The sequence below is a fragment of the Methylobacterium sp. ap11 genome, assembly GCF_900110515.1.
Taxonomy (GTDB): domain Bacteria; phylum Pseudomonadota; class Alphaproteobacteria; order Rhizobiales; family Beijerinckiaceae; genus Methylobacterium; species Methylobacterium ajmalii.
The window spans coordinates 120,629-144,548 of sequence record NZ_FOEB01000006.1 but is presented as its reverse complement, the minus strand read 5'-3'; the positions used below and the strand labels follow the sequence as shown (position 1 = coordinate 144,548).

Annotated in this window: 28 protein-coding genes; 14 read left to right on the top strand and 14 right to left on the bottom strand. The window is 71.7% G+C overall.

Annotation, left to right across the window (positions count from 1 at the left end; genetic code table 11):
* Positions 1-23 precede the first annotated feature (23 nt).
* Complete coding sequence (locus BMX97_RS10995; protein ID WP_091749936.1) at positions 24-821, top strand: Cof-type HAD-IIB family hydrolase; 798 nt, start codon at positions 24-26, stop codon at positions 819-821.
* Positions 822-980: 159 nt separating this feature from the next.
* Here the strand turns inward: BMX97_RS10995 and BMX97_RS10990 are convergent, their stop codons facing one another.
* Together BMX97_RS10990 and BMX97_RS10985 are read right to left on the bottom strand one after the other, a co-directional pair.
* A complete protein-coding gene (locus BMX97_RS10990; RefSeq protein ID WP_091749368.1) occupies positions 981-1,370 on the bottom strand; it encodes a hypothetical protein in 390 nt (129 codons plus the stop codon).
* A 199-nt stretch (positions 1,371-1,569) separates the two neighbouring features.
* Positions 1,570-2,148, bottom strand: a complete 579-nt coding sequence (locus BMX97_RS10985; protein WP_091749365.1) for a tyrosine phosphatase family protein — start codon at positions 2,146-2,148, stop codon at positions 1,570-1,572.
* 255 nt (positions 2,149-2,403) lie between these two features.
* Here BMX97_RS10985 and BMX97_RS10980 point away from each other — a divergent pair, with 255 nt between their 5' ends.
* A complete protein-coding gene (locus tag BMX97_RS10980) occupies positions 2,404-3,489 on the top strand; it encodes a TRAP transporter substrate-binding protein (RefSeq protein ID WP_091749362.1) in 1,086 nt (361 codons plus the stop codon).
* A gap of 16 nt (positions 3,490-3,505) precedes the next feature.
* On the opposite strand, the gene BMX97_RS10975 is transcribed toward BMX97_RS10980, so the two are convergent.
* Entirely contained in the window at positions 3,506-3,697 is a 192-nt protein-coding gene (locus tag BMX97_RS10975; protein ID WP_091749359.1) for a hypothetical protein, read from the bottom strand.
* 384 nt (positions 3,698-4,081) lie between these two features.
* Here BMX97_RS10975 and BMX97_RS10970 point away from each other — a divergent pair, with 384 nt between their 5' ends.
* The 5 genes from BMX97_RS10970 (at position 4,082) to BMX97_RS10950 (ending at position 8,335) form a co-directional block, all read left to right on the top strand.
* Positions 4,082-5,488 (top strand): deoxyribodipyrimidine photo-lyase, encoded by a 1,407-nt coding sequence (locus BMX97_RS10970; RefSeq protein ID WP_091749356.1) that lies wholly within the window; start codon positions 4,082-4,084, stop codon positions 5,486-5,488.
* Between the two features lie 31 nt (positions 5,489-5,519).
* Positions 5,520-6,224, top strand: a complete 705-nt coding sequence (trmD, locus tag BMX97_RS10965) for a tRNA (guanosine(37)-N1)-methyltransferase TrmD (RefSeq protein ID WP_091749354.1) — start codon at positions 5,520-5,522, stop codon at positions 6,222-6,224.
* A gap of 143 nt (positions 6,225-6,367) precedes the next feature.
* Positions 6,368-7,156, top strand: coding sequence for a Crp/Fnr family transcriptional regulator (locus BMX97_RS10960; protein ID WP_091749351.1), 789 nt, complete (start codon positions 6,368-6,370; stop codon positions 7,154-7,156).
* Positions 7,143-7,421: a hypothetical protein gene (locus BMX97_RS10955; protein ID WP_143074602.1), complete on the top strand. Its 279-nt coding sequence runs from the start codon at positions 7,143-7,145 to the stop codon at positions 7,419-7,421. The genes BMX97_RS10960 and BMX97_RS10955 overlap by 14 nt, the downstream gene beginning before the upstream one ends.
* Positions 7,422-7,513: 92 nt before the next feature.
* Positions 7,514-8,335: an ABC transporter substrate-binding protein gene (locus BMX97_RS10950; RefSeq protein WP_091749933.1), complete on the top strand. Its 822-nt coding sequence runs from the start codon at positions 7,514-7,516 to the stop codon at positions 8,333-8,335.
* Here BMX97_RS10950 and BMX97_RS10945 read toward each other — a convergent pair whose 3' ends face one another.
* Positions 8,336-9,040, bottom strand: coding sequence for an ABC transporter permease (locus BMX97_RS10945; RefSeq protein WP_091749345.1), 705 nt, complete (start codon positions 9,038-9,040; stop codon positions 8,336-8,338).
* 171 nt (positions 9,041-9,211) lie between these two features.
* On the opposite strand from BMX97_RS10945, the gene BMX97_RS10940 reads away from it, so the two are divergent.
* The gene (locus BMX97_RS10940) at positions 9,212-10,387 is read left to right on the top strand and encodes a phosphoserine transaminase (RefSeq protein ID WP_091749342.1); all 1,176 of its coding nucleotides are present in this window, start codon (positions 9,212-9,214) and stop codon (positions 10,385-10,387) included.
* Positions 10,388-10,608: 221 nt separating this feature from the next.
* Positions 10,609-12,207: a phosphoglycerate dehydrogenase gene (gene serA / locus BMX97_RS10935; protein ID WP_091749339.1), complete on the top strand. Its 1,599-nt coding sequence runs from the start codon at positions 10,609-10,611 to the stop codon at positions 12,205-12,207.
* A gap of 40 nt (positions 12,208-12,247) precedes the next feature.
* Here the strand turns inward: serA and BMX97_RS10930 are convergent, their stop codons facing one another.
* Both BMX97_RS10930 and BMX97_RS10925 read right to left on the bottom strand, forming a co-directional pair.
* Positions 12,248-12,637, bottom strand: coding sequence for a type II toxin-antitoxin system VapC family toxin (locus tag BMX97_RS10930; protein WP_091749336.1), 390 nt, complete (start codon positions 12,635-12,637; stop codon positions 12,248-12,250).
* Positions 12,634-12,876 carry an AbrB/MazE/SpoVT family DNA-binding domain-containing protein gene (locus tag BMX97_RS10925; protein WP_091749333.1) on the bottom strand — a complete coding sequence of 81 codons (243 nt, stop codon included), beginning with the start codon at positions 12,874-12,876 and terminating at the stop codon, positions 12,634-12,636. The genes BMX97_RS10930 and BMX97_RS10925 overlap by 4 nt, the downstream gene beginning before the upstream one ends.
* 220 nt (positions 12,877-13,096) lie before the next feature.
* Here BMX97_RS10925 and mtnA point away from each other — a divergent pair, with 220 nt between their 5' ends.
* Entirely contained in the window at positions 13,097-14,194 is a 1,098-nt protein-coding gene (gene mtnA, locus BMX97_RS10920) for an S-methyl-5-thioribose-1-phosphate isomerase (protein WP_091749330.1), read from the top strand.
* 250 nt (positions 14,195-14,444) lie between these two features.
* Here the strand turns inward: mtnA and BMX97_RS10915 are convergent, their stop codons facing one another.
* The 5 genes from BMX97_RS10915 to BMX97_RS10895 form a co-directional block, all read right to left on the bottom strand.
* Positions 14,445-15,443: a MaoC family dehydratase gene (locus tag BMX97_RS10915; protein WP_091749327.1), complete on the bottom strand. Its 999-nt coding sequence runs from the start codon at positions 15,441-15,443 to the stop codon at positions 14,445-14,447.
* Positions 15,444-15,495: 52 nt separating this feature from the next.
* On the bottom strand, positions 15,496-16,161 hold the full coding sequence (nfi, locus tag BMX97_RS10910; protein ID WP_091749324.1) for a deoxyribonuclease V: 666 nt from the start codon (positions 16,159-16,161) through the stop codon (positions 15,496-15,498).
* A complete protein-coding gene (gene ychF / locus BMX97_RS10905; protein ID WP_091749321.1) occupies positions 16,161-17,258 on the bottom strand; it encodes a redox-regulated ATPase YchF in 1,098 nt (365 codons plus the stop codon). Before ychF ends, nfi begins: the two co-directional genes overlap by 1 nt.
* Positions 17,259-17,337: 79 nt before the next feature.
* Positions 17,338-17,949 (bottom strand): aminoacyl-tRNA hydrolase, encoded by a 612-nt coding sequence (gene pth, locus BMX97_RS10900; protein ID WP_091749318.1) that lies wholly within the window; start codon positions 17,947-17,949, stop codon positions 17,338-17,340.
* A 90-nt stretch (positions 17,950-18,039) separates the two neighbouring features.
* Entirely contained in the window at positions 18,040-18,732 is a 693-nt protein-coding gene (locus tag BMX97_RS10895; RefSeq protein WP_091749314.1) for a 50S ribosomal protein L25/general stress protein Ctc, read from the bottom strand.
* Positions 18,733-19,048: 316 nt separating this feature from the next.
* Here BMX97_RS10895 and BMX97_RS10890 point away from each other — a divergent pair, with 316 nt between their 5' ends.
* Positions 19,049-19,579 carry a retropepsin-like aspartic protease family protein gene (locus BMX97_RS10890; RefSeq protein WP_091749311.1) on the top strand — a complete coding sequence of 177 codons (531 nt, stop codon included), beginning with the start codon at positions 19,049-19,051 and terminating at the stop codon, positions 19,577-19,579.
* Positions 19,580-19,613: 34 nt separating this feature from the next.
* On the opposite strand, the gene BMX97_RS10885 is transcribed toward BMX97_RS10890, so the two are convergent.
* From BMX97_RS10885 to BMX97_RS10875, 3 genes are all read right to left on the bottom strand, one after another.
* Positions 19,614-20,288 carry a TadE/TadG family type IV pilus assembly protein gene (locus BMX97_RS10885; RefSeq protein ID WP_091749308.1) on the bottom strand — a complete coding sequence of 225 codons (675 nt, stop codon included), beginning with the start codon at positions 20,286-20,288 and terminating at the stop codon, positions 19,614-19,616.
* A complete protein-coding gene (locus BMX97_RS10880) occupies positions 20,285-20,917 on the bottom strand; it encodes a TadE/TadG family type IV pilus assembly protein (protein WP_091749304.1) in 633 nt (210 codons plus the stop codon). The genes BMX97_RS10885 and BMX97_RS10880 overlap by 4 nt, the downstream gene beginning before the upstream one ends.
* 84 nt (positions 20,918-21,001) lie before the next feature.
* Complete coding sequence (locus BMX97_RS10875) at positions 21,002-21,505, bottom strand: pilus assembly protein N-terminal domain-containing protein (protein WP_091749301.1); 504 nt, start codon at positions 21,503-21,505, stop codon at positions 21,002-21,004.
* Between the two features lie 267 nt (positions 21,506-21,772).
* Here BMX97_RS10875 and BMX97_RS10870 point away from each other — a divergent pair, with 267 nt between their 5' ends.
* From BMX97_RS10870 to cpaB, 3 genes are all read left to right on the top strand, one after another.
* Complete coding sequence (locus BMX97_RS10870) at positions 21,773-21,937, top strand: Flp family type IVb pilin (RefSeq protein WP_060850171.1); 165 nt, start codon at positions 21,773-21,775, stop codon at positions 21,935-21,937.
* Positions 21,938-22,309: 372 nt separating this feature from the next.
* Complete coding sequence (locus tag BMX97_RS10865; protein ID WP_091749298.1) at positions 22,310-22,816, top strand: A24 family peptidase; 507 nt, start codon at positions 22,310-22,312, stop codon at positions 22,814-22,816.
* 232 nt (positions 22,817-23,048) lie between these two features.
* Complete coding sequence (cpaB, locus tag BMX97_RS10860; RefSeq protein ID WP_091749294.1) at positions 23,049-23,861, top strand: Flp pilus assembly protein CpaB; 813 nt, start codon at positions 23,049-23,051, stop codon at positions 23,859-23,861.
* Positions 23,862-23,920: the final 59 nt, after the last annotated feature.

The window sequence follows — 23,920 nt, the reverse complement described above, 5'->3', positions numbered from 1 at the left end:
AAGCCCCAGGCATGACGACCGCCTTGCCGATCCGCCTCGTCGTCACCGACGTCGACGGCACGCTCGTCACCGGCGACAAGCGGCTGACGCCCCGCGCCATCCGGGCGATCGCGGCTCTGCGCGAGCGCGGCATCGCCTTCACGGTGGCCTCGAGCCGGCCGCCGATCGGCCTGCGCGCACTGGTGGCGCCGCTCGGGCTCACCCTGCCGATGGGCGCCTTCAACGGCTCGACGGTGGTGCGGCCCGACCTGTCGCTCGTCGACGAGGTGCTCATCCCCGAGGAGGCGGCCCGCAAGGCCGCGGCGCGGTTCTCCGCCGAGGGCGTCGACCTCTGGGTGTTTTCCGAGGGAGCCTGGCTCCTGACCGATCCCGCCGGGGCCTATACCGATCTCGAGCGCCGTACGCTCCAGGCCGAACCGCGGGTGGTGGACGACCTCGCGCCCCACCTCGCCCGCGCCGCCAAGCTCGTCGGGGTCTCGCGCGACCACGCGGCGCTCGCCGCCCTCGAACCGCGCCTCGCCGCCGAGATCGGCGCGGGCGCCGCGGTCCACCGCTCGCAGGCCTACTATCTCGACGTCACCCCGCCCCACGTCGACAAGGGCCATTTCGTCGCCCGCCTCGCCGATGAGCTGGACATCCCGCTGGCCCAGGTGGCGGTGCTCGGCGACATGGCGAACGACACGGCGATGTTCGCCCGCGCCGGCCTGTCGATCGCGATGGGGAACGCCAGCGAGGCGGTGCAGCGGGCGGCGACCCGCGTGACGGCGACGAACGAGGCGGACGGATTCGCGGAGGCCGTCGAGCGGTACGTGCTCGGTTGACGGGTTCCGCGCCGCTCGATGCCGGGTGATCGGCGATAGCCGAGCCCCGGGGCAATCGCTGTCGCCGCTCATCTTGGAACAGGCAGGAGCGGTCCCCGCGGTCGGGCCGCCGTCTCTCCGGCGGCGAACCCGGAATGCGTGGACCCGATCGGCTGCCGATCAGTGCAGCGCGACGTGGTAGTTCACCCGCCTGGCATCGCCGAGGGAATCCACGATCTCGATGGTGAACCGGTCGTCGTCCGCCGGGCCGGGCGGCGCGCTGTAGATCAGGCGGGTGGCCGAAGTCTTCCGCTTGTTGCAGGCCGAGCGCGGATTGGCGGGCGGGAAACTCGAAAATTCCGGCCCCTGCTCGACCAGGATCCGCCCTTTCTCGGGCGGCTCGATCAGGTTGACCGTCATCGGACCCAGCGAGCGGCAGGTCGGATCGACGGAGATGAACCACCCGATCTTCAAGGTCTGCCCGGGCCTCACGACCTTCTCGACCGTCGGAACCGGCCGCTGCCAGGCGAATGCGCTCGCCGGCAGCACAGACAGGAGACCGGCCGCCAAGAGGATGGGTCGAACTCGCATCGAATGTATCCCGCGTGTTGCTGGGATTCGCGATCGACCAGCTGCGAGAGTCTTACCGACCGACAGTAAATGACGCAAGAACGATACAAGATACGACAGTCGACGTATCAGACTGGACGATCCGGGCTGATATTCCGTCTCGCACTCCCAGGCGGGCCGAGCTTCGGTGCCGGGCCGGTCAGGCCAGGGCCGCATCCACTTCCCGCCCGCGCCCCAGGCCCCGCATCAGCTCGACGAGGTTCGGGCGGATCCGCAGCTGCTCGGCGTGCAGCCGGCGCACCGCTTCGGTCAACGTGCCGTCGTAGCCCAGCGCCTCGTCCGCGAAGGCGATCATGCGGGCGTTGGGCCACGATTTCTCGCGCAGCGCATGGACCTTCGCCACCACGGCGGCGGCGTCGAGGTCGGGATGGGCCTGGCCCAGCAGCATCGTCATCGCGGCGGTGGAGCGCGAGATGCCGGCGTGGCAATGGATCAACAGGTGCGTCTTGCGCCGCGCGGTCTCGGCCGTCAGCTCCTCGCCGAAGCGCAGGATCGCCTCGACGTCCCGGCGCTCGGGCAGGACCTGCCCGTCCGTCGGCTCGATGATGTCGTGGAAGCGCAGGGTGATGCGGTGATGCGCGTCGTAGGTGCCGAAGGCCTCGGGCTCGGGCCAGGCCGGGTCGAGGATCGACAGGACGTGGGTGACGCCGCGGGTCGAGTGGTGGTCCAGCTCCTCGAGGCCGCAGACCGTGTGCAGGGAGATCGGTTCGGGCTTCACGGTCGGGTCGCTCCGGCAGGGCCGATGGGATGCTCCGGGGCGACGGGCCCGCGGGATCGGACCCGGGAGGTAGCATAGGCCACCCGCCCGGACGAGGTCTTTCCCGGGACGGCCGGGACCCCGCCCAAAGCTCCACACCCCGCCTCCACACCCTGCCTCGGCCGCCCCCGGTGCGCTTTCGCGCCGGATGCCCTACCTCTGGACCGGCGGGCCCGGAGCGGCCCGCCACGGGAACGATCCTCCGATGGGGAGAGCATGAAGCGTCGCGACATCCTGACGGCCGGGCTGGGCCTCGCCGGCGGCACCGCCCTCGCGGCACCGGCGGTCGCGCAGACCGCCCCCGAGCTGCGCTGGCGCCTGCACTCCGCCTTCCCGCGCAACCTCGACGCGCTCTATGGCGCCGCCGAGCTCTTCGCCCGCCTCGTCGCCGAGGCGACCGACAACCGCTTCCAGATCGAGGTCGCGGCCGCGCCGTCGGGCGAATCCCCCGCCCTCCTCGACGCGGTCGGCTCCGGCACCGTCGAGATGGCGTATTCGGCGGCCTATTACGAGGTCGGTCGCGACCCGACCTACGCGCTCGCCACCGCGGTGCCGTTCGGCCTCAACGCGCGCCAGCAGAACGCCTGGATGCTCCAGGGCGGGGCACTCGACCTGTTCAACGAGATCTTTTCGAAGAGCAAGCTCTACGCCCTGCCCGGCGGCAACACCGGCACCCAGATGGGCGGCTGGTTCCGGCGCGAGGTGAAGAGCCTCGCCGACCTCCAGGGCCTGCGCTTCCGCATCGCCGGCCTCGGCGCCCAGGTGATGGGAAAGCTCGGCGTCGCGACCCAGACCCTGCCGGGTGCCGATCTCTACGCGGCGCTGGAGGGCAAGACCCTCGATGCCGCCGAGTGGATCGGCCCCTACGACGACGAGAAGCTCGGCCTCAACAAGGTGGCGCCGTTCTACTACTATCCGGGCTTCTGGGAGGGCGGCTCGATGCTGCACTTCTGGTTCAACGCCCAGAAATGGGCCGAGCTGCCCAAGGCCTACCGGGCGATCGCGCAGGGCGCGGCGGCGACCGTCAACGGCGACCTGCAAGCCAAGTACGATGCCCGCAACCCCGCCGCCCTGCGCCGGCTCGTTGGCGGCGGGGCCCAGCTCCGGCCCTTCCCGCAGGAGGTGATGGAAGCCGCCCTGAAGGCGGCGAACGACATCTATGCCGAGATCGGCGCGAAGAACCCGGACTTCAAGCGCGTCTACGACGCGCTGAAGACGTTCCGCAACGAAGAGTACCTGTGGTTCCAGGTGGCGGAATATACCTACGACAACTTCATGATCCGGGCCCGAGCCAGGGGCTGAGCCCGGCGGGGGCCGCCTACTCGGCGGCCTCCTCGCCCGGCAGGGTGCCGCGGCCCTCCTCGCGCATCAGCGCGCGGACCACGCTCGGCACCGCCTCCAGCGCGTCGGCCAGCGTCTCGTCGGCCACGAACAGGCTCTTGATCTCCGGGCTGGTGATGCAGACGAAGCCTTCGCCGCTCTCCTCGACCCGCAACGTGAACTGCCGCATCGTTCGACCGCTCCCCTGACGCTCGGCTCCGATCCACCCGCGATGCACGAGACGGGCCATTGCCGGAGGGGCAACGCGGAGCGCGGCCATAAGCTCCACCGCACGTCAATCGAGATCCGGCCCGCAGGCACCAGGCCAAGAAAAAAGGCCACTCTCGCGAGTGGCCCGAAGTCTAGGGAGGAAACGCCCAAAGAGAGGGCTGCGGGAGCGCGACGCCATCGCGTTCCCGCACTGCAAAAAATAGAGATGCCGCGCCGGAAGGCAAGGCGACATTGGTGGCAGCGCTGCCGCTTTTCCGGGCAGCGGCACCGCGCCACCCTGGACCGCGCCTCGCCAAGGCCTAGTTTCGCCGCTCTGGCAGGGCATCGGGATCCGGGCGGCGACATGGCGATTCAGGCGGGGCGGATCCGGGTTCTGAAGGACGTCGAGCCGCGGGACGGCGCCTACGTGCTCTACCTGATGCAGCAGGGGATGCGCAGCCGCGACAACCCGGCCCTCGAATACGCCGTCGAGGAAGCCAACCGCCTCGGACTGCCGGTCGTGGCGGGGTTCGGCCTCCTCGACGGCGGCGCGCATTTCCCCGAAGCCAACGCCCGGCACTACGCCTTCCTGCTGCAGGGCCTCGCCGACGCCAGGGCGGGCCTGGAGCGCCGGGGCATCGCCTTCGTGCTGCGCCGCGCCACTCCGGCGAAGGCTGCACTGACTTTAGGCAAGAAAGCCGCGATGCTGGTCCTCGACCGCGGCTACCTGACGATCCAGAAGCAGTGGTACGCCGAGATCGAAGCGGGGTTCGACGGCCGCCTAGTCCAGGTCGAGGGCGACGTGGTGGTGCCGCTCGAGGTCGCCTCGGGCAAGCACGAATTCGCCGCCCGCACCCTGCGGCCCAAGCTGCACCGGACCTGGGAGCCCTATCTCGCGCCTCTGCGGGCCCGCACCGTCAAGCACTCGGCCGAGGACCTTTCCCTGAAGAGCGACATCGACGTCTCGGATCCGGACGCCGCGCTCGCCGCGATGACGCTCGACCGCGACGTGCCGCCGGTGCGGCGCTTCCGCGGCGGCGAGGTCGAGGCGCATCGCCGCCTCGCGTCCTACCTCGCCGGGCCGTTCGGCGAGTACGGCACGGTGCGCAACAAGCCCGAGGCGGGGGCGGCCTCGCACATGAGCCCCTACCTGCATTTCGGCCAGATCTCCCCGGTGGCGATCGCCCTCAAGGTGCAGGCGGCCAAGACCGGCGGCCCGGAGGACCGGGCGGCCTATCTCGAGGAGCTGATCGTCCGGCGCGAATTGGCGATGAACCACGTCCACACCAATCCGGGCTACGCGGCCTACGACACGGCCCTGCCGGACTGGTCGCGCAAGGCGCTGGCCGAGCACGCCGACGATCCCCGCCCCCACCTCTACGACGAGGACGCGCTGGCCGAGGGGCGCACCCACGACGAACACTGGAACGCCGCGATGCGCGAGATGCGCGTCACCGGCTACATGCACAACCACCTGCGCATGTACTGGGGCAAGAAGATCCTCGAATGGTCGCCCTCGCCGGAGGAAGCGTTCGCGGTGGCGCTCCGGCTCAACAACCGCTACTTCCTCGACGGGCGCGACGCGAACTCCTTCACCAACGTCGCCTGGCTGTTCGGCCTGCACGACCGGCCCTGGGGCCGGCGCAAGGTCTTCGGCACCGTCCGCTACCTCGGGCCGAACACCCTGAAGAAGTTCGACGCCAAGGCCTACCTGAAGACCGTCGACGAGCTGTGCCGGGCGGAAGGTGCGGAGGACGGGAAGGCCGGTTGACCGTCCCGCCCCTCCGGCGCCATCAACCCGCATGACCTCCGACGCCTCCCCCGCCGCGCCCTGGCGCGCCACGATCCTCACGCTCTACCCCGAGATGTTCCCCGGCCATCTCGGCCTGTCGCTCGCCGGCGACGCGCTGGCGCGGGGGGCCTGGAGCCTGGAGGCGCGCAACATCCGCGACCACGGGATCGGTAGGCACCGGGCGGTGGACGACACGCCCGCCGGCGGCGGCGCCGGGATGGTGCTGCGCTGCGACGTGCTCGCCGCGGCGATCGACGCCGCCTGCGCGCCCGACGATCCCCGCCCGCGCCTGCTGATGAGCCCCCGCGGCCGCCCGCTCACGCAAGCCCGCGTCCGGGCGCTCAGCGAGGGGCCGGGCGTCGTCGTGGTCTGCGGCCGGTTCGAGGGCGTCGACGAGCGGGTGATCGCCGGACGCGGCCTCGAGGAGGTCTCGATCGGCGACTACGTCCTGTCGGGCGGCGAGCCCGCGGCGCTTGTGGTGCTCGACGCCTGCGTGCGCCTCCTGCCCGGCACGATGGGCAAGCACGCCTCCGGCGTCGAGGAGAGTTTCGAGAGCGGCGGCCTCGAATATCCGCACTACACCCGCCCGCGCGAGTGGGAGGGGCGCGAGATCCCCGAGGTGCTCACCGGCGGCAACCACGCGGCCATCGCCCGCTGGCGGGCGGCGGAATCCGCCCGGCTCACCCGCGAGCGGCGCCCGGACCTGATCGGCTGATCGTCGGTCCGCGTCCACCGGACTCTGCTGGGAACACAACGCAGGTGAATGCCGCGGCCACCGAGGCTCCGTAGAGCCGGGGGGATCGACGCCGTCCCTCCCGGGCGTCGTCCCCTCGCGACGCCCCGGACCGCCCCGCCCCCATGCCCGATTCCGCCCGCTACATGATGCACCGGCCCGAGATCCTGGGGGCCCTGCGTCGCGGCGAGGTGGCGCTCGACCGGGTGATGGCCGGGTCCGGCCGGATCTACCCGGCCGGCCGCCTGCTGGTGGAGGCCGGCAGCCCGAACGACACGGTCTTCCGCCTGCGCAAGGGCTGGGTCGGGCGCCTGCGCACCCTGGAGGACGGGCGCAGCCAGTTCATCCTCATCTTCCTGCCCGGGGACCTGTTCGCGGTCAAAAGCCTGTTTGCCACCCACAGCCCGGACGCCGTGCAGGCCCTGTCCGAGGTGATGGTCGAGCAGGTCGACCACCGGACCCTGCGCGAGGCCTACGAGCGCGACCCCGACCTCGCCACCCGCTGCATGTGGCAGGTGATCGAGGAGGAGCGCAGGCTGCACAACTGGGTCGTCGGCCTCGGCCGCGGCAGCGCCGACGAGCGCTTGGCGATGCTGCTGGTCGATTTCCGCGGCCGCCTGATCCTCACGGGCACCATCGCCCCCGATGCGCGGGCCTACGACCTGCCGATGACCCAGGAGCAGATCGGCGACCATCTCGGTATCTCCAACGTCCACGTGAATCGGGTCCTGCGCTCGTTTCGGGAGAACGGCGTCGTCGCGATGCGCGGGCGCCGGGTGACGATCGGCGACCTCGACGCGCTGGTGCGGATCGCCGGGCCGCTCCTCGACATCTCGGAGCGCGGCCGACCGGAATTCGTCGGCGTGCGGGAAGCCGGCGGCGAGCGGACGGGCGGCGACGATGCCGGAGCCTGAGCGCGACGGGGAGCCGACCGGGATGGACCGGGTCTACGCCGCCGAGGCCCAGGCCGCCCTGATGCTGGTCGAGAGCCTGATGCTGGTCCTCGTCGAGCGCGGGACGGTCCCGGCGGCGGAGCTCGTCGAGGCGGTCGAGACCGTGATCGAGACCAAGCGCCGGCTGGCGGCTGAGGGGCAGGAACCGGCGGTCGCCACCCAGGCCGCCGCCCTGCTGACGACGCTCGCCAACAGCCTCGCAGCGGCGGCGCCCGCGAAGAGGTGATCCCCCGACCGCGAATCGCCCTGGCGCCGCGGCCGGCCCGCGGGCTATCGCTGGCCGACACCGCCACCGGAGCCCCGCCCTTGAGCCTCCCGATCACGCGCCGCCTCGCGCTCGCCGCGCTTCTCGCCCTCGCCCCCGTCCTGCCCGCCACCGCGCAGGAGCGGGCGATCACGCTCGCCTCCACCACCTCGACCGAGCAATCGGGCCTGTTCGGCCACCTCCTGCCGATCTTCCAGCGCGAGACCGGCATCACGGTGCGGGTCGTGGCGGTCGGCACCGGCCAGGCGCTCGCCATCGGCGCCAAGGGCGACGCCGACGCGCTCCTCGTCCACGACCGGGCCGGCGAGGACAAGTTCGTGGCCGAGGGCCACGGCCTCGACCGCCGCGACGTGATGGCGAACGACTTCGTGATCGTCGGGCCCTCCGCCGACCCGGCCGGCATCAAGGGCGGGCGCGACGCAACCGAGGCGCTCGCCCGCATCGCCAAGGCCAAGGCGCCGTTCGCCAGCCGCGGCGACGACAGCGGCACCCACCGCACCGAGCTGCGCCTGTGGAAGAAGGCCGGCATCGAGGCCCGCGGATTGGGGGCGAGCTACCGCGAGCTCGGCCAGGGCATGGGCCCGACGCTGAACGCCGCGGCCGCCATGGACGCCTACACCCTCACCGACCGGGCGACCTGGGCGAACTTCAAGAACCGCCAGACCCTCGCGATCCTGGTCCAGGGCGATGCCTCGCTGTTCAACCCCTACGGCTCGATCCTGGTGAACCCGGCGAAGAACCCGCAGATCCACGCCGCCGATGCCAAGATCTGGCACGAGTGGCTGACCTCCGAGCGCGGCCGTGCGGCCATCGCCTCGTTCAAGGTCGGCGGCGAGCAGCTGTTCTTCCCGACCGGCACGATGCCGACGCAGTGATCACCCGCGGGGCGCCGCCGCCACCCGGTTGATGCCGAAGGCGGCGGCGCTGACCACCAGGGTCAGGCTGACGAGGACGAGCCCGAGGCCGAGCGCCAGCGCGAGGTCGCCGCGGCTTGTCTCGAGCGCGATGCTGGTCGTCATGGTGCGGGTGTAGCCGCGGATGTTGCCCCCCACCATCAGGATGGCGCCGACCTCCGCGATCGCCCGCCCGAACGCCGCCAGGAAGGCGGTAACGAGGGGCGCGGGCGTCATCGCGAGCAGGATCAGGGCCGCGTGCCCGGGCCCGACCCCGTCGACCCGCAGCGCGTCGCCGTATTCCGCCCACAACGCCTCGCAGGTGCGATGCGAGAGCGCCGCCACGATCGGCAGGGCGAGCGCCCCTTGCGCGATCACCATGGCGTCGGGCGTGAACAGCAGGCCGATACTCCCCAGCGGCCCCGAGCGCGAGACCAGCAGGTACAGCACCAGGCCCACCACCACCGGCGGCAGGCCGAGAAGCGCGTTGACGAGCACCAGCACCGCGCCGCGGCCGGGAAACCGCGTCGCGGCGAGGAGCGCGCCGAGCGGCGCGCCGAGGACGAAGCCGAGGGCCGCCGCCGTCAGGCTGACCCGCAGCGACAGGCCGACGATGGCGACGAGGTCGGCATCCCCGCGCAGGATCATCGCCACCGCCAGCCCCAGCGCGCGCCCGAACTCGTCCATGTCACCCCTCCGTGTCACCCCCGTCTCACCGGGTCTCCTCGTATCCGGGCGGGCGCCGGCCGGCCAGGGTGCGCCGACGGCAGGCTTGACGCGGGGGCCGGCGCGGCGCATCCCCGGCGGCGGGACACCTCTCCCCACCGAGAGGCGCCCATCTGGAAGGATGGACACAAGATGACGACGACCCGCCTCCCCGAGGTGCGCCCGCGCGCGCCCTTCTTCTCCTCCGGCCCCTGCGCCAAGCGCCCCGGCTGGACCCCCGACGCCCTCTCCGACGCGGCGCTCGGCCGCTCGCACCGGGCCAAGCTCGGCAAGGCCAAGCTCAAGCAGGCGATCGACCTCACCCGCAGCGTGCTGCAGGTGCCGGACGACTACCGCATCGGCATCGTGCCGGCCTCCGACACCGGTGCCGTCGAGATGGCGATGTGGTCGCTGCTGGGCGCCCGCCCGGTCGACATGCTCGCCTGGGAATCCTTCGGCGAGACCTGGGTCACCGATGCGGTGAAGCAGCTCAAGCTCGACGCCCGCGTGATCAAGGCGCCCTACGGCCGCCTGCCCGACCTCTCGACCGTCGACACCCGCGCCAGCGACGTGGTGTTCACCTGGAACGGCACGACCTCGGGCGTGCGCGTGCCGAACGCCGACTGGATCGCCGCCGACCGCGAGGGGCTGACGATCTGCGACGCCACCTCGGCGGCCTTCGCGCAGGACCTCGACTGGCCGAAGCTCGATGTCGTGACCTTCTCCTGGCAGAAGGTGCTCGGCGGCGAGGCGGCCCACGGCATGCTGATCCTCTCGCCCCGCGCCGTCGCGCGCCTGGGGAGCCACGTCCCGGCCTGGCCGATGCCGAAGATCTTTCGCATGACCAAGGGCGGCAAGCTGATCGAGGGCATCTTCCAGGGCGAGACCATCAACACGCCCTCGATGCTGGCGGTCGAGGACTATATCGACGCGCTGCTCTGGGCCGAGACGCTCGGTGGCCTGTCGGCCCTGCGGGCGCGTGCCGACCGCAACGCCGGCGTGATCGCCGACTGGGTCGCCCGCACGCCCTGGATCGCCAACCTCGCCGAAGACCCGGCGACCGCCTCGAACACCAGCGTCTGCCTGGTGGTGAGCGATCCCGACGTGGTCGGGCGCGGCCCCGAAGCCGTGGCGGCGGTGGCCAAGGGCATCACCACGGCGCTGGAGCGCGAGGGCGTCGCCCTCGACATCGGCTCCTACCGCGACGCGCCTCCGGGCCTGCGGATCTGGTGCGGCGCCACCGTCGAGGCGTCCGACCTCGAGGCCCTGACGCCGTGGCTCGACTGGGCCTTCGCCCAGGAGAAGGCCCGCCTGACGCAGGCGGCCTGATCTCCAAGCCCATCATCGCCGTATCCGGCGCCGGAGCCCCGCGTGAGCGGGAGCCGGCCGAACAAGGCTGACGACAACCACACATCGCCCGATGAAGCGCGGGTTTCTCCTCTCCCCGCGAGCGGGGAGAGGAGACATGCGCGCGACCCGGTGTGACTGCGCGAGCCCCCGGCCGACCCGCTCCTCCGCGGGGCGATGGCGCGACCCCATTCGAGGCCGCCATGCCCACACCCATCAAAAAAGTCCTGATCTCCGACACCCTCTCTCCCGCGGCGATCGCGATCTTCCGCGAGCGCGGGATTCAGGCCGACCTCCGCCCCGAGCTCGGCAAGGACAAGGAAGCGCTCGCCGCGGCCATCGGCGAGTACGACGGCCTCGCCGTCCGCTCGACCACGAAGGTCACCGCCGCGCTCCTGGAGCGCGCCGGCAACCTCACCGTGATCGGCCGGGCCGGCATCGGCGTCGACACCATCGACGTGCCGGCCGCCACCGCCCGCGGCGTGATCGTGATGAACACGCCGCACGGCAACGCGGTGACCACCGCCGAGCACGCCATCGCGCTGATGCTGTCGCTCGCCCGCCAGATCCCGCAGGCCGACGCCTCGACCCAAGCCGGCCGCTGGGAGAAGAACCGCTTCCTCGGCATCGAGCTCACTGCCAAGACGCTCGGCGTAATCGGCTGCGGCAACATCGGCGCTATCGTGGCCGATCGCGGCATCGGCCTCCGGATGCGGGTCGTCGCCTACGACCCGTTCCTCACGCCCGAGCGGGCCGTGGCGCTCGGCGTCGAGAAGGTCGAGCTCGACGAGCTGCTGCGCCGGGCCGACGTCATCACCCTGCACGTCCCGCTGACGGAAAAAACCCGCAACATCCTGTCGGCCGAGGCACTGGCGCGCACGAAGCCCGGGGTGCGGATCGTCAACTGCGCCCGCGGCGGCCTCGTCGACGAGGTGGCGTTGCGCGCCGCTCTCGAATCCGGCCACGTCGCGGGCGCGGCCTTCGACGTGTTCACGGAGGAACCGGCGAAGGACAACGTGCTGTTCGGGCACCCGAACATGGTCTGCACGCCGCATCTCGGCGCCTCGACCACCGAGGCGCAGGAGAACGTGGCGCTCCAGGTCGCCGAGCAGATGAGCGACTACCTGCTCAACGGCGCGATCCGCAACGCGGTCAACTTCCCGTCGATCTCCGCCGAGGAGGCGCCGCGGCTGCGGCCCTACGTGACGCTCGCCGAGCAGCTCGGCTCGTTCCTCGGCCAGCTCACCGAGGCGCCGATCCGCGGCATCCGCATCGTCTACGAGGGCGAGGCAGCGGAGCTGAACACCAAGGCGCTCACGGCGGCTGCGGTAACCGGCGCGCTGCGGCCGTTCCTGGAAGGCGTCAATATGGTCTCGGCGATCGAGGTGGCGCGGGCCCGCGGCATCCAGGTCGAGACCGCGACCCGCACCGCCGTCGAGGGGCCCTACGCCTCGCGCCTCCACCTCACGGTCGAGGCCGAGGACATGCCCCGCGACGCCGCCGGCACGGTGTTCGGCGACGGCCGCCCGCGCTTCGTCGAGATCCGCGGCATCGCGCTCGAGGCCGCGGTGGCGCCGCACATGCTCTACATCCGCAACGCCGACCAGCCCGGCTTCATCGGCCGCTTCGGCACGCTGATGGGCGAGGCCGGCGTCAACGTCGCCACATTCCATCTCGGCCGCGACCGGCCGGGCGGCGACGCGATCTGCTTTGCCGCCGTCGACGAGCCGGTCTCGGGCGCCCTGCTGGAGGCGATCGAGGCGATCCCGCAGGTGAAGCGGGCGCGGGCGGTGCGGTTCTGAAGCGGTCGGGGGCGGGATTGCCGGTGGTCTTCCCGCCCATTCAACGGATGCTTTCGACTTCGACGGCCGCTGCCGCGGCGATGTCGCACCAGCGCCGCTCGGCCGTCAGCGCCGTCGCGGCCTCTCGTTTCGCCAAAGCCAGGCAGTAACGGTCGCCGAGCGACAAGCCGAGTGGCAGCGTGATCGGCCGCAGCATGCCGGCGGAGACGGACAGATCCCGATCGGCCGGGACGACACGGATCGGGAGCGGCCGCAGCATCGCCTCGATGTCCGTGCGCGCTGCACCGAGCTTGGCGTAATGGCTGACGACCTCGGCCCAGTTGACGGCACCCATCGCGGCGCCGTCGAGGACAGCCTTGACGCGATCGGCCCCCGGTTCGTCGAGCAGGAGCGCGAGCAACGCCGATGCGTCGAGAACGAAGGCACTCATTCGGCGCCCGTGTCACCCATGCGCGCCGCAAGGAAATCGTCGACGGATGCGCCGGACCGGCCCGCGACGAGGCATCGGCTCAGGGCCTGCGCCCTGGCGACGGCCTGGTCGAGCGTGCGGAGCACAATGGCTTCGCCCGTATCCTCGACCAGCACCTCTCCCCCCCGAGACAGGCCGTGCCGCTCGCGCAGGGCTTCGGGAAGGTTGAGGCTTCCATCAGGCAGGACGAGTGCCTTCACGGTCGATCCTCCGATTACACCCTCCATTCTAGCACAGAAGGGCATGCCGTGAATCGGCTCGTCGGAGAGAGGGGGCCCGGCCTGCCGGTTCGCCACCGATCCGCCCGCCGCCGGGGCCTCGTCTCGACGCGGCGACGAGAATCGAACCGCACGCGCAGGAGAGCGGCGACTCCATCGGACGGGCCTCCCCGCCCCCGCCATTCGTGCTAAACTCCTGCCTATGAAGATCGACGGCCGCCACTACCGCACCATCTTCCCCGCGCCCGACGGCGAGGGGATCTGCGTGATCGACCAGACCCGCCTCCCCTTCGCCTTCGAGACGAAGGTGCTGCGGAGCGAGGCGGAGGCGGCGGTTGCGATCCGCACCATGATCGTGCGCGGCGCTCCCCTCATCGGCGCCACCGCCGCCTACGGCCTGGCGCTGGCGATGCGGGAGGACCCGTCCGACCGCAACCTCGACGGGTCGCGGACGCGGCTCGCGGCGACCCGGCCGACGGCGATCAACCTGCGTTGGGCCCTCGACCGGGTGGCAGGGATGCTGCAACCGCTGTCGCCGAGCGAGCGCGAGGCCGCCGCCTTCGCGGAGGCCGCCCGGATCGCCGACGAGGACGTGGCGAGCTGCCGGGCGATCGGCGAGCACGGGGCGGCCTTGATCGCCGCGATCGCGCGCAGGAAATCCGGGCCGGTCAACGTGCTGACCCATTGCAACGCCGGCTGGCTCGCCACGGTCGACTGGGGCACGGCCCTGGCGCCGATCTACGTCGCGCACGATGCCGGCCTGCCGGTCCATGTCTGGGTCGACGAGACGAGGCCCCGCAACCAGGGTGCGGCGCTCACCGCCTTCGAGCTCAAGGCCCACGGCGTGCCCCACACGGTGATCGCCGACAATGCCGGCGGGCACCTGATGCAGCACGGAGAGGTCGATCTCTGCATCGTCGGCTCGGACCGCACGACCTCGACCGGCGACGTCTGCAACAAGATCGGTACCTACCTCAAGGCGCTCGCCGCCCGCGATTGCGGCGTGCCGTTCTACGCCGCGCTCCCGTTCTCGACCATCGACTGGACGCTCACCGACGGCGTCGCCGGCATCCCGATCGAGGAGCGCGACGCCCGCGAGGTGACCCACCTCACCGGCCGCACCGACGAGGGCGCCTTCGCGACGGTGGCGGTGGTCTCGCCGGGCAGCCCGGTGGCGAACCCGGCCTTCGACGTGACGCCGGCCCGCCTCGTCACCGGGATCATCACCGAGCGCGGCGTAGCCGAGGCGACGCCCGAGGGGCTGCTCGGGCTCTATCCGGAGCGGCGGGCAGCGGCGTAATCGAGTGAGGGGGACAGCGATCGTCTGATTATGAACTTCGATCGCGAATCCTATCGATCGACGCCCTCTTTTCCTACTCGCAACCTCATCCTGAGGTGTCAGTCCATCATTGATGGGCTGACCTCGAAGGAGACCTCCAGATGCCTCTCTGATCCCTGGAAGCCTCCTTCGAGGTCAGCCGATTTTCAATCAGCCAACACTTCAGGATGAGGTCGTGGATGGGTTGACAGTCTTCAATCTCGGCTCTGCCTCACGCGCCCCGGCTCGGCGCCAGCCAGGCCCCTGCGAAGCGGAATGCCGGCTCGCCGCGCTGGTTGGTGCCGGTGGCGGTGTGGCTGACGACGCCCCAGCCCGGCCGGGTGCGCGAGGGGCGCGCCTCGGTCAGGGTGACGTCGTAGCGGATCGTGTCGCCGGCATAGACGGGCTTCAGCCACTGCAGGTCGCGAAAGCCCGGCGAGGGGCCGCCCTCGACCACGGGCTCGCCGCGCTGGAGGGCCAAGACCCGGCCGCGGTCGCGGCCCGCCACCATCCGCTTCATCCAGGCCGCGGCGGTGTGCCAGCCCGAGGCGCACAGGCCCCCGAAATGGGTCTCGGCCGCCGCCGCCTCGTCGACGTGGAACGGCTGCGGGTCGAAGGCGCGGGCAAACCGCAGGATGTCGTCGCGGGTGAAGTGGTGGGCGCCGAGGTCGAAGCTGCGGTCGAGAGGCATGTCCTCCAGGTAGCCGGAGGGCAGCGCCTCGCCCTCGGGCAGGTCGCTTGGGGCCGGTTCTTCGGGCGGGCGCGGGCGGGGCGGCAGGGGCGGCGTGCCGCGGCGGCCGAACATCGCCCAGAAATCCTGGGTCATCACCGGCTGGCCGGCGCCATTCTCGATCTCGAGGAGGAAGCGCACGAAACCGCGGTCGGGCTTGCTGCCCGAGGGGCGGTTCTCGGTCACGCTCATGCGCATCGACAGGGCGTCGCCGGGGCGGACCGGGCGCAGCCAGCGCACCTCCTCGATGCCGGGCGAGCCCATCGAGCTCGATTGCAGGATGAAGCCGTCGGCGACGAGCCGCATGCCGAGCGCGCAGGTATGCCAGCCCGAGGCGATCAGCCCACCGACGAAGCTATCCGTCGCGGCAGCCTCGTCGACGTGGAAGCCCTGCGGGTCGAACTCGCGGGCAAACCCCACGATGTCGTCGCGGCTGACGTCGAGCGGCCCGAAATCGAGCCGAAGGCCGGGCGTAAGGTTCTCGAAGCAGTAGCGGGGCATGGCTGTCGGCGTCCGGCGCGGGTCGGGCCGCCGGGCTAGCACGGGCGGGCGCCTACCCGAAAGCGCCCGCGGCCTTGTGGGCGAGGCGGATCGGCTCCGGCTGCCGGAACTTCGGCGCGCAGGCGAGCACCAGGGCGACGCTGGTCGGGATGTCGGCGAGGTGGCCGGGCGAGATGAAGAGCGGCTGCTTGCCCGTCCGCGTGCGGAGAACCGCGCCGATCGTCTCGCCCTTGTCGATCAGCGGCTGGTGGGCGCCCTTCTCCTCGTCGAGCGGCGCGTTGCGGCCGCACAGCCGGGTCTTGCCGACGCCGACCGTCGGGCGCTGGAGCCACAGGCCCATATGGCTGGCGATGCCGATGCGGCGCGGATGGGCGGTGCCCATGCCGTCGAACAGGAACACGTCCGGCTCGGCGCTCAAGCGTCCGAACGCCTCCTCCAGCACCGGGCCCTCGCGGAAGCTGAGGAGGCCCGGTACGTAGGGAAACGGGGTCGCCATCTCGGCGGTCACGGTCTCGACCACCCGGAAGTCGGGAAAGGTCGCGACCACGATCGCCGCGTGCGAGCGCTCGTTCTTCACGCTGACGTCGACGCCGGCGATGAGCCGCACGGCGTCGAGGTTCAGGGGTCGGTCGGCCACGACCTCGCCGGCGAGCTGGCGCTGGAGCGCGACGGCCTGCACCGGCGTCAGGTCCCAGCCGTGGCGCCGGACGAGGTCCATCAGGTGTTGAAGCGGAAGTGCAGCACGTCGCCGTCCTGCACCAGGTACTCCTTGCCCTCGAGCCGGAGCTTGCCGGCCTCGCGGGCGCCGGCCTCGCCCTTCAGCGCCGTGTAGTCGGCGAAGGCGATGGTCTCGGCCCGGATGAAGCCCTTCTCGAAGTCGGTGTGGATCACCCCGGCGGCGCCCGGCGCGCGGGTGCCCTTGGTGATGGTCCAGGCCCGGGCCTCCTTCGGCCCCACGGTGAAGTAGGTGATGAGGCCCAGAAGCTCGTAGCCGGCGCGGATCACCCGGTTGAGGCCCGGCTCGGCGAGGCCGACCGCCTCCAGGTACTCGACCTGTTCGGCCGGCGGCAGCACCGCGATCTCGCTCTCGATCTTGGCCGAGACGACGACCGCCTTGGCGCCCTCCTCCTTGGCGCGGGCGAAGACCGCCGCCGAATGGGCGTTGCCGGCGTCCGCCGCGCCTTCCTCGACGTTGCAGACGTAGAGGACGGGCTTGGCCGTCATCAGGCCGAGCTGCGAGAAGAGGCGCTCCTCGTCGGCCTTGCGCTGGACGAGGCGGGCCGGCTTGCCGTCGCGCAGGAGCGGCAGCGCGCGCTGGACGAGGTCCAGCACCTCCTTGGCCTCCTTGTCGGCGCCCTTGGCCTTCTTCTCGAGGGCGGTGAGGCGCTTCTCGAGGCTGTCGAGGTCGGCGAGCATCAGCTCGGTCTCGATCGTCTCGATGTCGGCGATCGGGTCGACCTTGCCCTCGACGTGGGTGACGTCGCCGTCCTCGAAGCAGCGCACGACGTGCGCGATCGCGTCGACCTCGCGGATGTTGGCGAGGAACTGGTTGCCGAGCCCCTCCCCCTTCGAGGCGCCGCGCACGAGGCCGGCGATGTCGACGAAGGTCAGGCGGGTCGGGATGATCTCCTTCGAGGAGGCGATCCGCGCGAGGTCGTCGAGCCGGCTATCCGGCACCGCCACCTCGCCGACATTCGGCTCGATGGTGCAGAACGGGTAGTTCGCCGCCTGCGCCGCCGCGGTCTGCGTCAGCGCGTTGAAGAGCGTCGACTTGCCGACGTTCGGCAGGCCGACGATGCCGCATTTGAAGCCCATCAGATCGTTCCGTTCGATTCGTGGAGACCGCCGGCCCGCGGCCTTGTCGCGTCGCCATTGCGGTGTGGAGGTGTCGGGGTCAAGCCGGCTTCTCGCCGACGCGCTTCACCTCGTCCCAGCCGCGTCCGGCCATCGCGAGGTGGACCTTGTTCTGGAAGCGGGCATCCTCGCCGGCGGCCATGAGATCGGCGGCGTCGGCCATCGCGTCGCACAGGTCCTCGACCCACGGCATCTCGGCCTTGGCGAAATCGTTGAGCACGTAGGCGTGGACGAGGGCCTTGTCGCCCGGATGCCCGATGCCGAGGCGGGCGCGCCAGTACTCGTTGCCGCATTGCCCGGTGATCGAGCGCAGGCCGTTATGGCCGGCATTGCCGCCGCCCTTCTTCACCCTGAGCTTGGCGGGCGCCAGGTCGAGCTCGTCGTGGAACACCACGATGCCGTCCAGCGGGATCTTGTAGAAGCGCTGCGCCTCCGTCACCGCCCGGCCCGATTCGTTCATGAAGGTCAGGGGCTTGAGGAGCAGCACGCGCTCGGAGCCGACCACCGCCTCGGTGCAGTCGCCCTGGAACTTGCGCCGCCACGGCGCGGCGCGGTGCCGGCGCGCGATCGCGTCGAGCGCCATGAAGCCGATATTGTGCCGGTTGCCCGCGTAGCGCGTGCCGGGATTGCCGAGGCCGACGAACAGCCGCATGGCGAAACGAGGCTCCCCGAGAAATGGGAAACGCCCCGGGTCTCGCGACCGGGGCGTTTCGATGTGGTCGAGAGGTGAGCCGTGACCGGCTCAGTCCTCCTTGGCCTCGTCGTCCTTGGCGGCCTCTTCGGCAGCCTCGGCCTCGGCCTCGGCGGCCGACTCGGCGCGGGCGGCCTCGGCCACCGCGGCCTCCTCGGCCTCGACCTCGGCGCCCAGCACCGTCGGCGGCACCACCGTGGCGACGACCTCGTCACCGCCGAGCACGACGGAGACGCCGGCCGGGACCGGCAGGTCGGAGACGTGGACGGTGTCGCCGATCGCCTTGCCGGTCAGGTCGACGGTGATCGCGTCGGGGATCGACTCGGGGGCCACCTCGACCGTGACGGTGTGGTGCACCACGTTGAGCGTGCCGCCCTCCTGCTTGATGCCGGGGGCCGCGTCCTCGTTGGTGAAGTGCACCGGCACCTCGACCTCGATCGACTGGCCGGCGACGACGCGCAGGAAGTCGATGTGCAGCGGGACGCCGGTGACCGGGTCGAGCTGGAAGTCGCGCGGGATCGCCCGGACCTTGCGGCCGCCGGTGCTGATCTCGAACACGGTGGTGCGGAAACCGCCGGCGTAGATCAGGGTGCGGGTGCGGATGAGGTCGATGGCGATGGCCTGCGGCGGCTGGTTGCCCCCGTAGATGACGGCCGGCACCTGGCCCTGGCGACGAACGGCCCGGGCGGCCCCCTTGCCGACCCGGTCGCGTGCCACGGCCTCAAGCGGCTTCACGGCGCTCATGGCGTGATCCTTAAAACTGGTGTTTGCGGATGGCTCAAACGCCGAAGGCCGCCCCCTCGAGGACGGCCCTGTGAACCGACGTCGCCACGCCCGTCCCCGCGAGGGGAGATCCGGCCTCCAAGGGTGTCCGGCGGGCGGGGAGCCCTTAGCAGGCATCGCCCCGGATGGCAAGAATCCAGCCCGGACCGGGGACGGCACGGTTTTCGCCCGAAGTTCCGGATGGATCCTTAACCGCTTCGCCGCGACCCTGCGCGGCGTCGCTTCAGGCGGCGTCGCCTCGGGCGGCGCCCCGCCCCATGACCCGGAGGTCCGATCCGTGACGCGCCCGATCCTCTGGGCTCTCGGCGTGCTCGCCGGGGCCGTCCTCGCCGGCGGATCCCTCACCGAGCGCATCGCCCGGAGCGGCCTCGCCCGCCCGGCGCCCGTGACCGCGGAGGCCGCCGTCGCTGCGACGGCCCCGACGCCATCCGGGACAGAGGCGAGCGTGACCCTGGCCCAGGACCTGTCGGGGCACTACCGGGCCCACCCCCAGGTCGAGGGCCGGGTGCTGCGCATGCTGGTCGATACCGGCGCGACGCTCTGCGTGTTCACCCGCGAGGACGCGGACCGGATCGGCCTCCGGGTCGCGGAGCGCGACTTCACCGCGAAGGTCGGCACCGCCAACGGCACCGTGCCGGCGGCCCCGGTGCGGGTGCGCGAGATGCGGGTCGGCGGCATCGCGGTGCGCGACGTCGAGGCCCTGGTGCTGCCGAGCGGCCGGCTCGAGACGAGCTTGCTCGGCATGTCGTTCCTGCGCCGACTGCGCGGCTTCGAGGTCGCGGGCGGGCGCATGATCCTGCGGGGGTGAGGAGCCCTCCCCGCACGGGCCGCCCCGTGCGCGTTCAGGTGGCCGGGCAGGCGCCGCCGTTGCGGGTATCGGTCACGGTCGGCAGCACCACCTCGGGCGAGGCGGTGACGGCGACGTTGTAGACCTTGCCGTTGCGCACCGGCCAGACGACCGTCTCGGTCATGGTGCTGAGGTTGAACCGGTTGGCGAGCGTCGCCCCGAACAGGGGCTTGTAGGTCATCGTCAGTTCGACCACGACGTAGCGGGCGCCCACGGTCTTGAACGCGTCCGGCACCGGCGGCGGCACCGTCGTCGGGCCGGTCGGCTGGGCCACGCCGGCATTGCCGGCATCGACCGCATAGGAGCAGACCCGGGCCGTGCCGCCGGTGTCGTACACCCCGATCGCCTTGGCGGAGATCCGCGCGCCGGCGCCGTCGAAGGGCGCCAGCACCGCCCGTCCGGCCCGGGCGATGGTGGCGAACTGGGCCGACGGGATGTCGCCGGCCTCGCGCGAGACCAGGTCGGCGACCGTGCGGGCCGCCAGCGTGACCTTGCGAAAGTTGCTGACGTAGCCCGCAACGTCGGTGGTGCCGAGATAGAGCAGCAGCAGGAGCGGCAGCACCATCGCGAACTCGACCGCCGCCAACCCGTCCCGCGCCCGTCCGAACCGCGCGAGGGCGCCCCGTCCCCGGGCGGCGAGGCCGGCCGCGCCGCAGGCCCGCTCGCTCATTGGAAGGGCTCCGTGCGGAACGCCACGGTGCTCTGGAGCACGCGCTTGCCGTTGGCCAGGGTGTTGGGATTGAGAAAGCTGAAGAAGACCGGGAACTCCACCGCGGCCTGCACGATCACGATCCGGTTCGAGGCCGGGTCCTGGTACTGCGTGCCGAAGGCGGTGGGCGTGGTGCGCCAGGACTTGGTGGAGGAATCGATCGGGCTCGCCGGCGTGTAGCTGCCGCCGTCCGGCATCATCAGCACGTCGACCTTGACGTTGCTGCAGGCGAAGATCGTGACCCGGCCGTTGCAGATCGCGTCCTTGAACTTGTCGAGCGCGACCTGCTGGGTCGTCTTGTCCGCCGGCGGCGGCGGGTCCGCGGCGCGGGCGGCCTGGAACTGGCCGGTATAGAGCTGGCGCGCCGCACTCGACACCGCGTTGTCGAGGACCTGGCCGGCGAAGAAAGCGAGCGCGGTCTCGACGATCGCCGCGATGAGGCAGAGGAACGGCATCGCGATCAGCCCGAACTCGACCGCGGTCGCCCCCTCGCGGCAGGCGGAGAAGCGCCGGACCGCGCCCGCCCGCCGACCGGTCGCGCCCCGGAGGGCCGGCGATCCGGGGTCATGCAGCGCGCGACGACAGGGCATGGTGCGGTTCGTGTCCGGTGCTGGGCCTCGGAGCGTTCGATGCCGGACGGAGATTGCGGATCCGTTACGGCGATCCCCGAGACGTCAGCGCATCCCCGCCGCCGCGCCCGCGGCCGCGGCGCCCGCCGTCGCCAGGGAGTTGCGCTGGCCGGCCTGCCCGCTCACCTCGGAGAAGTAGCGCTGGGCGTCGCCGAGCTGCATCGCCGGCTGGCAGGCCGGCGTGCAGGAATACGATTCGCGCTCGAGCCCGCGCTGCACCGTGACCACCGACGGGCTGCCCGCCCGCACGCTGATGGCGGATTCGGCCAGCATCGTGCCGCCCGAGTCGAGGGCGATCAGGTTGGTGCTGCCGAAGCTCTTGCCGGTGAGGACCACGATGCCGTTCCGCTGCAGCGACACGTCGGCGATGATCGGGTTGCCGACGATCACCGTCGCGGTGCGCTCCGGCAGGCGGATCACCTTGGCGTTGTCGACCATCACGGTGACGATCGCTCCGTCGCCGCCCTGCGCGGCGGCGGGGCCCAGCAGGGCGGCGGCCAGGAGGAGGCTCGCGGCGCGCGGGAGGCTGGGGCGGCGGGGCGGGGTCATCGGCAGGACGGTCTTTCGGGCGGGAATCCTCGGGCTCGCGCCAGTGAAGCGCCCGGAGGGTTGACAAATCGCTAAGCCACCCCGGCAGAGCCCATGATCGGATCAGGCATCCGTTAACCACGGGCCGATTTCCGCGCCGGACCGCCGGGATCGACGATCGCTTTAACCCAACTGCAACGCAGTCGGGCCTAGCTTGTCGTCAGTCCCGATCGGCGCCAGTCGATTGTCGGTGGACTAACCGAGATCATCCAGGCGGGAACAAGAGTTATGATCACCAAGCTGAAGCGTTTCGTCAGCGACGAGTCCGGTGCGACCGCGATCGAGTACGGCCTGATCGCGACCCTGATCGCCCTGGCGGTGATCGTGGCGGCCCGCACGGTCGGCCAGAACCTCGGCGCCCAGTTCAACTCGATCGCCGGCAACCTCAAGTAAGCTTCGCAGGGCCGGCCCGCCGCGGCGGGCCGGCGCGCGAGCGCGGCACGGCCCTCGCGGCCGCGCCCCGAGACGGATCGCCTCCCGGCCGCCGCCACGACGGCGGGCCCGATCCGCGAGACGGCGGCAAGGCGTGGCGGCTCCCGGCAGGGTGCCGGTCGGGCCCGGTGCCGCCCTTCTCGATTCGGCGTACAATGCCACCGGTCTCAGACGACCTACGGCTCCGTTCTCGAATCGTCGCCCAAGCCTCCGGCCCGGTGTCGGACATCCGGGAAGGATCAGCGGCCTGATGCGCCGGCATCCCGGGCCGTCGGTGTAACGCAAGCGCGGACGAACCGATCCCGCGTCCGTCGGACCCTGTCGCGAGCCCGCATGGCCAGCCTCTGCCTCCTCGTCGTCTTCCCGTTCCTGATGGCCTACGCGGCCATGAGCGACGTCCTCACGATGACGATTCCCAACCGGGTGAGCCTGATCCTCGTCGCCGCCTTCGCGGTGCTGGCCGCCACGGCCGGGCTCGGCTGGTCCGAGATCGCCTGGCATGCCGGCGCCTTCGGGCTGGTGCTGGCGGTCGGCTTCGTGCTGTTCGCCTTCGGGGTGATCGGCGGCGGCGACGCCAAGCTCGCCGCGGCGACCGCGCTGTGGCTCGGGTTCGAGCCGCTGCTCGACTACGTCGTCAATTTCTCGCTGCTCGGCGGCCTGCTCGCCCTCGCCATTCTGTACGTCCGCGGCCAGCCCCTCCCCGGCTTCGTGATCGCCTGGCCCTTCGCGCTGCGCCTGCACGACCGCTGCGTCGGCATGCCCTACGGCGTCGCCCTCTCGGCCTCCGCGCTCATCACCTGCCCGTCGGCGCCGCTCTGGCGCATCGCGCTGGCGGGCTGAGCGCCGGCCCGGCCGTTTCGACGCTCTCCTCGCCTCTCCCGTCGCGCAACGCGCCCGGCCCCGGCCGGGCGCGTTGCGTCGGCCTGTCCCGCGTCCGGCACGAACGGCCGCCCGGGTGCGGCGCAGATCGTTAACCCTAAGGGCGGTTAACCTTAATTTGAGGATTGCCTGATGAAGTCCGGTCAGGGGCGGCACCGCGTCGTCCCCTGCCGTCTCCTCTGTTTGGCGCCCCATGAAGTCATCGCGCTTGCTTCTCATCAGCGTCGCCGTCGTGACCGGGGCCGGGGCCTTCGTCATGATGAGCGGCCGCGAGCCGCCCCCGCCCCCGCAGGTCGCGCCGGTCGCCGCGCCAGCGCCCGCGATGGAGACCGTGGAGGTGCTGGTCGCCGCCGCCGAGCTGCCGATGGGGCAGACCGTGAAGATGCCGGACCTGCGCTGGCAGTCCTGGCCGAAGAGCGCCGCCGGCGACGGCTTCCTGCAGCGCGCCGCCGCTCCCTCGGCCCTCGAGGACACGGTGGGCTCGATCGTGCGCAGCCCGTTCCTGTCCGGCGAGCCGATCCGGCGCGAGAAGCTGATCAAGGCCAATGGCAGCGGCTTCCTGTCGGCGATCCTGCCCTCCGGCATGCGCGCCGTCGCGATCTCGATCGACGCCCGCGGCTCGAACACCGCCGGCGGCTTCATCCTGCCGAACGACCGGGTCGACGTGCTGCGCACCTCCCGCGACGAGGACGCGGCCCGCTCCGGCGGCGGCGACGTCCAGACCGCCGAGACGATCCTCACCAACATCCGGGTCCTGGCGGTCGGCCAGACCGTGCAGGAGCGCAACGGCGAGCGGGTCGTCACCGGCGACACCGCGACCCTGGAGCTGACCCCGTCCCAGGCCGAGGCCATCACCCTCGCCCAGAAGGTCGGCCAGCTCTCCCTCACCCTGCGCAGCCTCGCCGATGCCGGCCAGACCGCCCCGGCGACGGCGGAGCAGCCGCCGGCCGAGGGCGGCCTCACGGTCGTGCGCTACGGCGTCGCCAAGCAGATGCCCCGCCGATGAGCGCGCCCGCCCCCGGCCCATTCCGCGCGACCGGCCTGCGCGCCGCGAGTCCCCGTCCC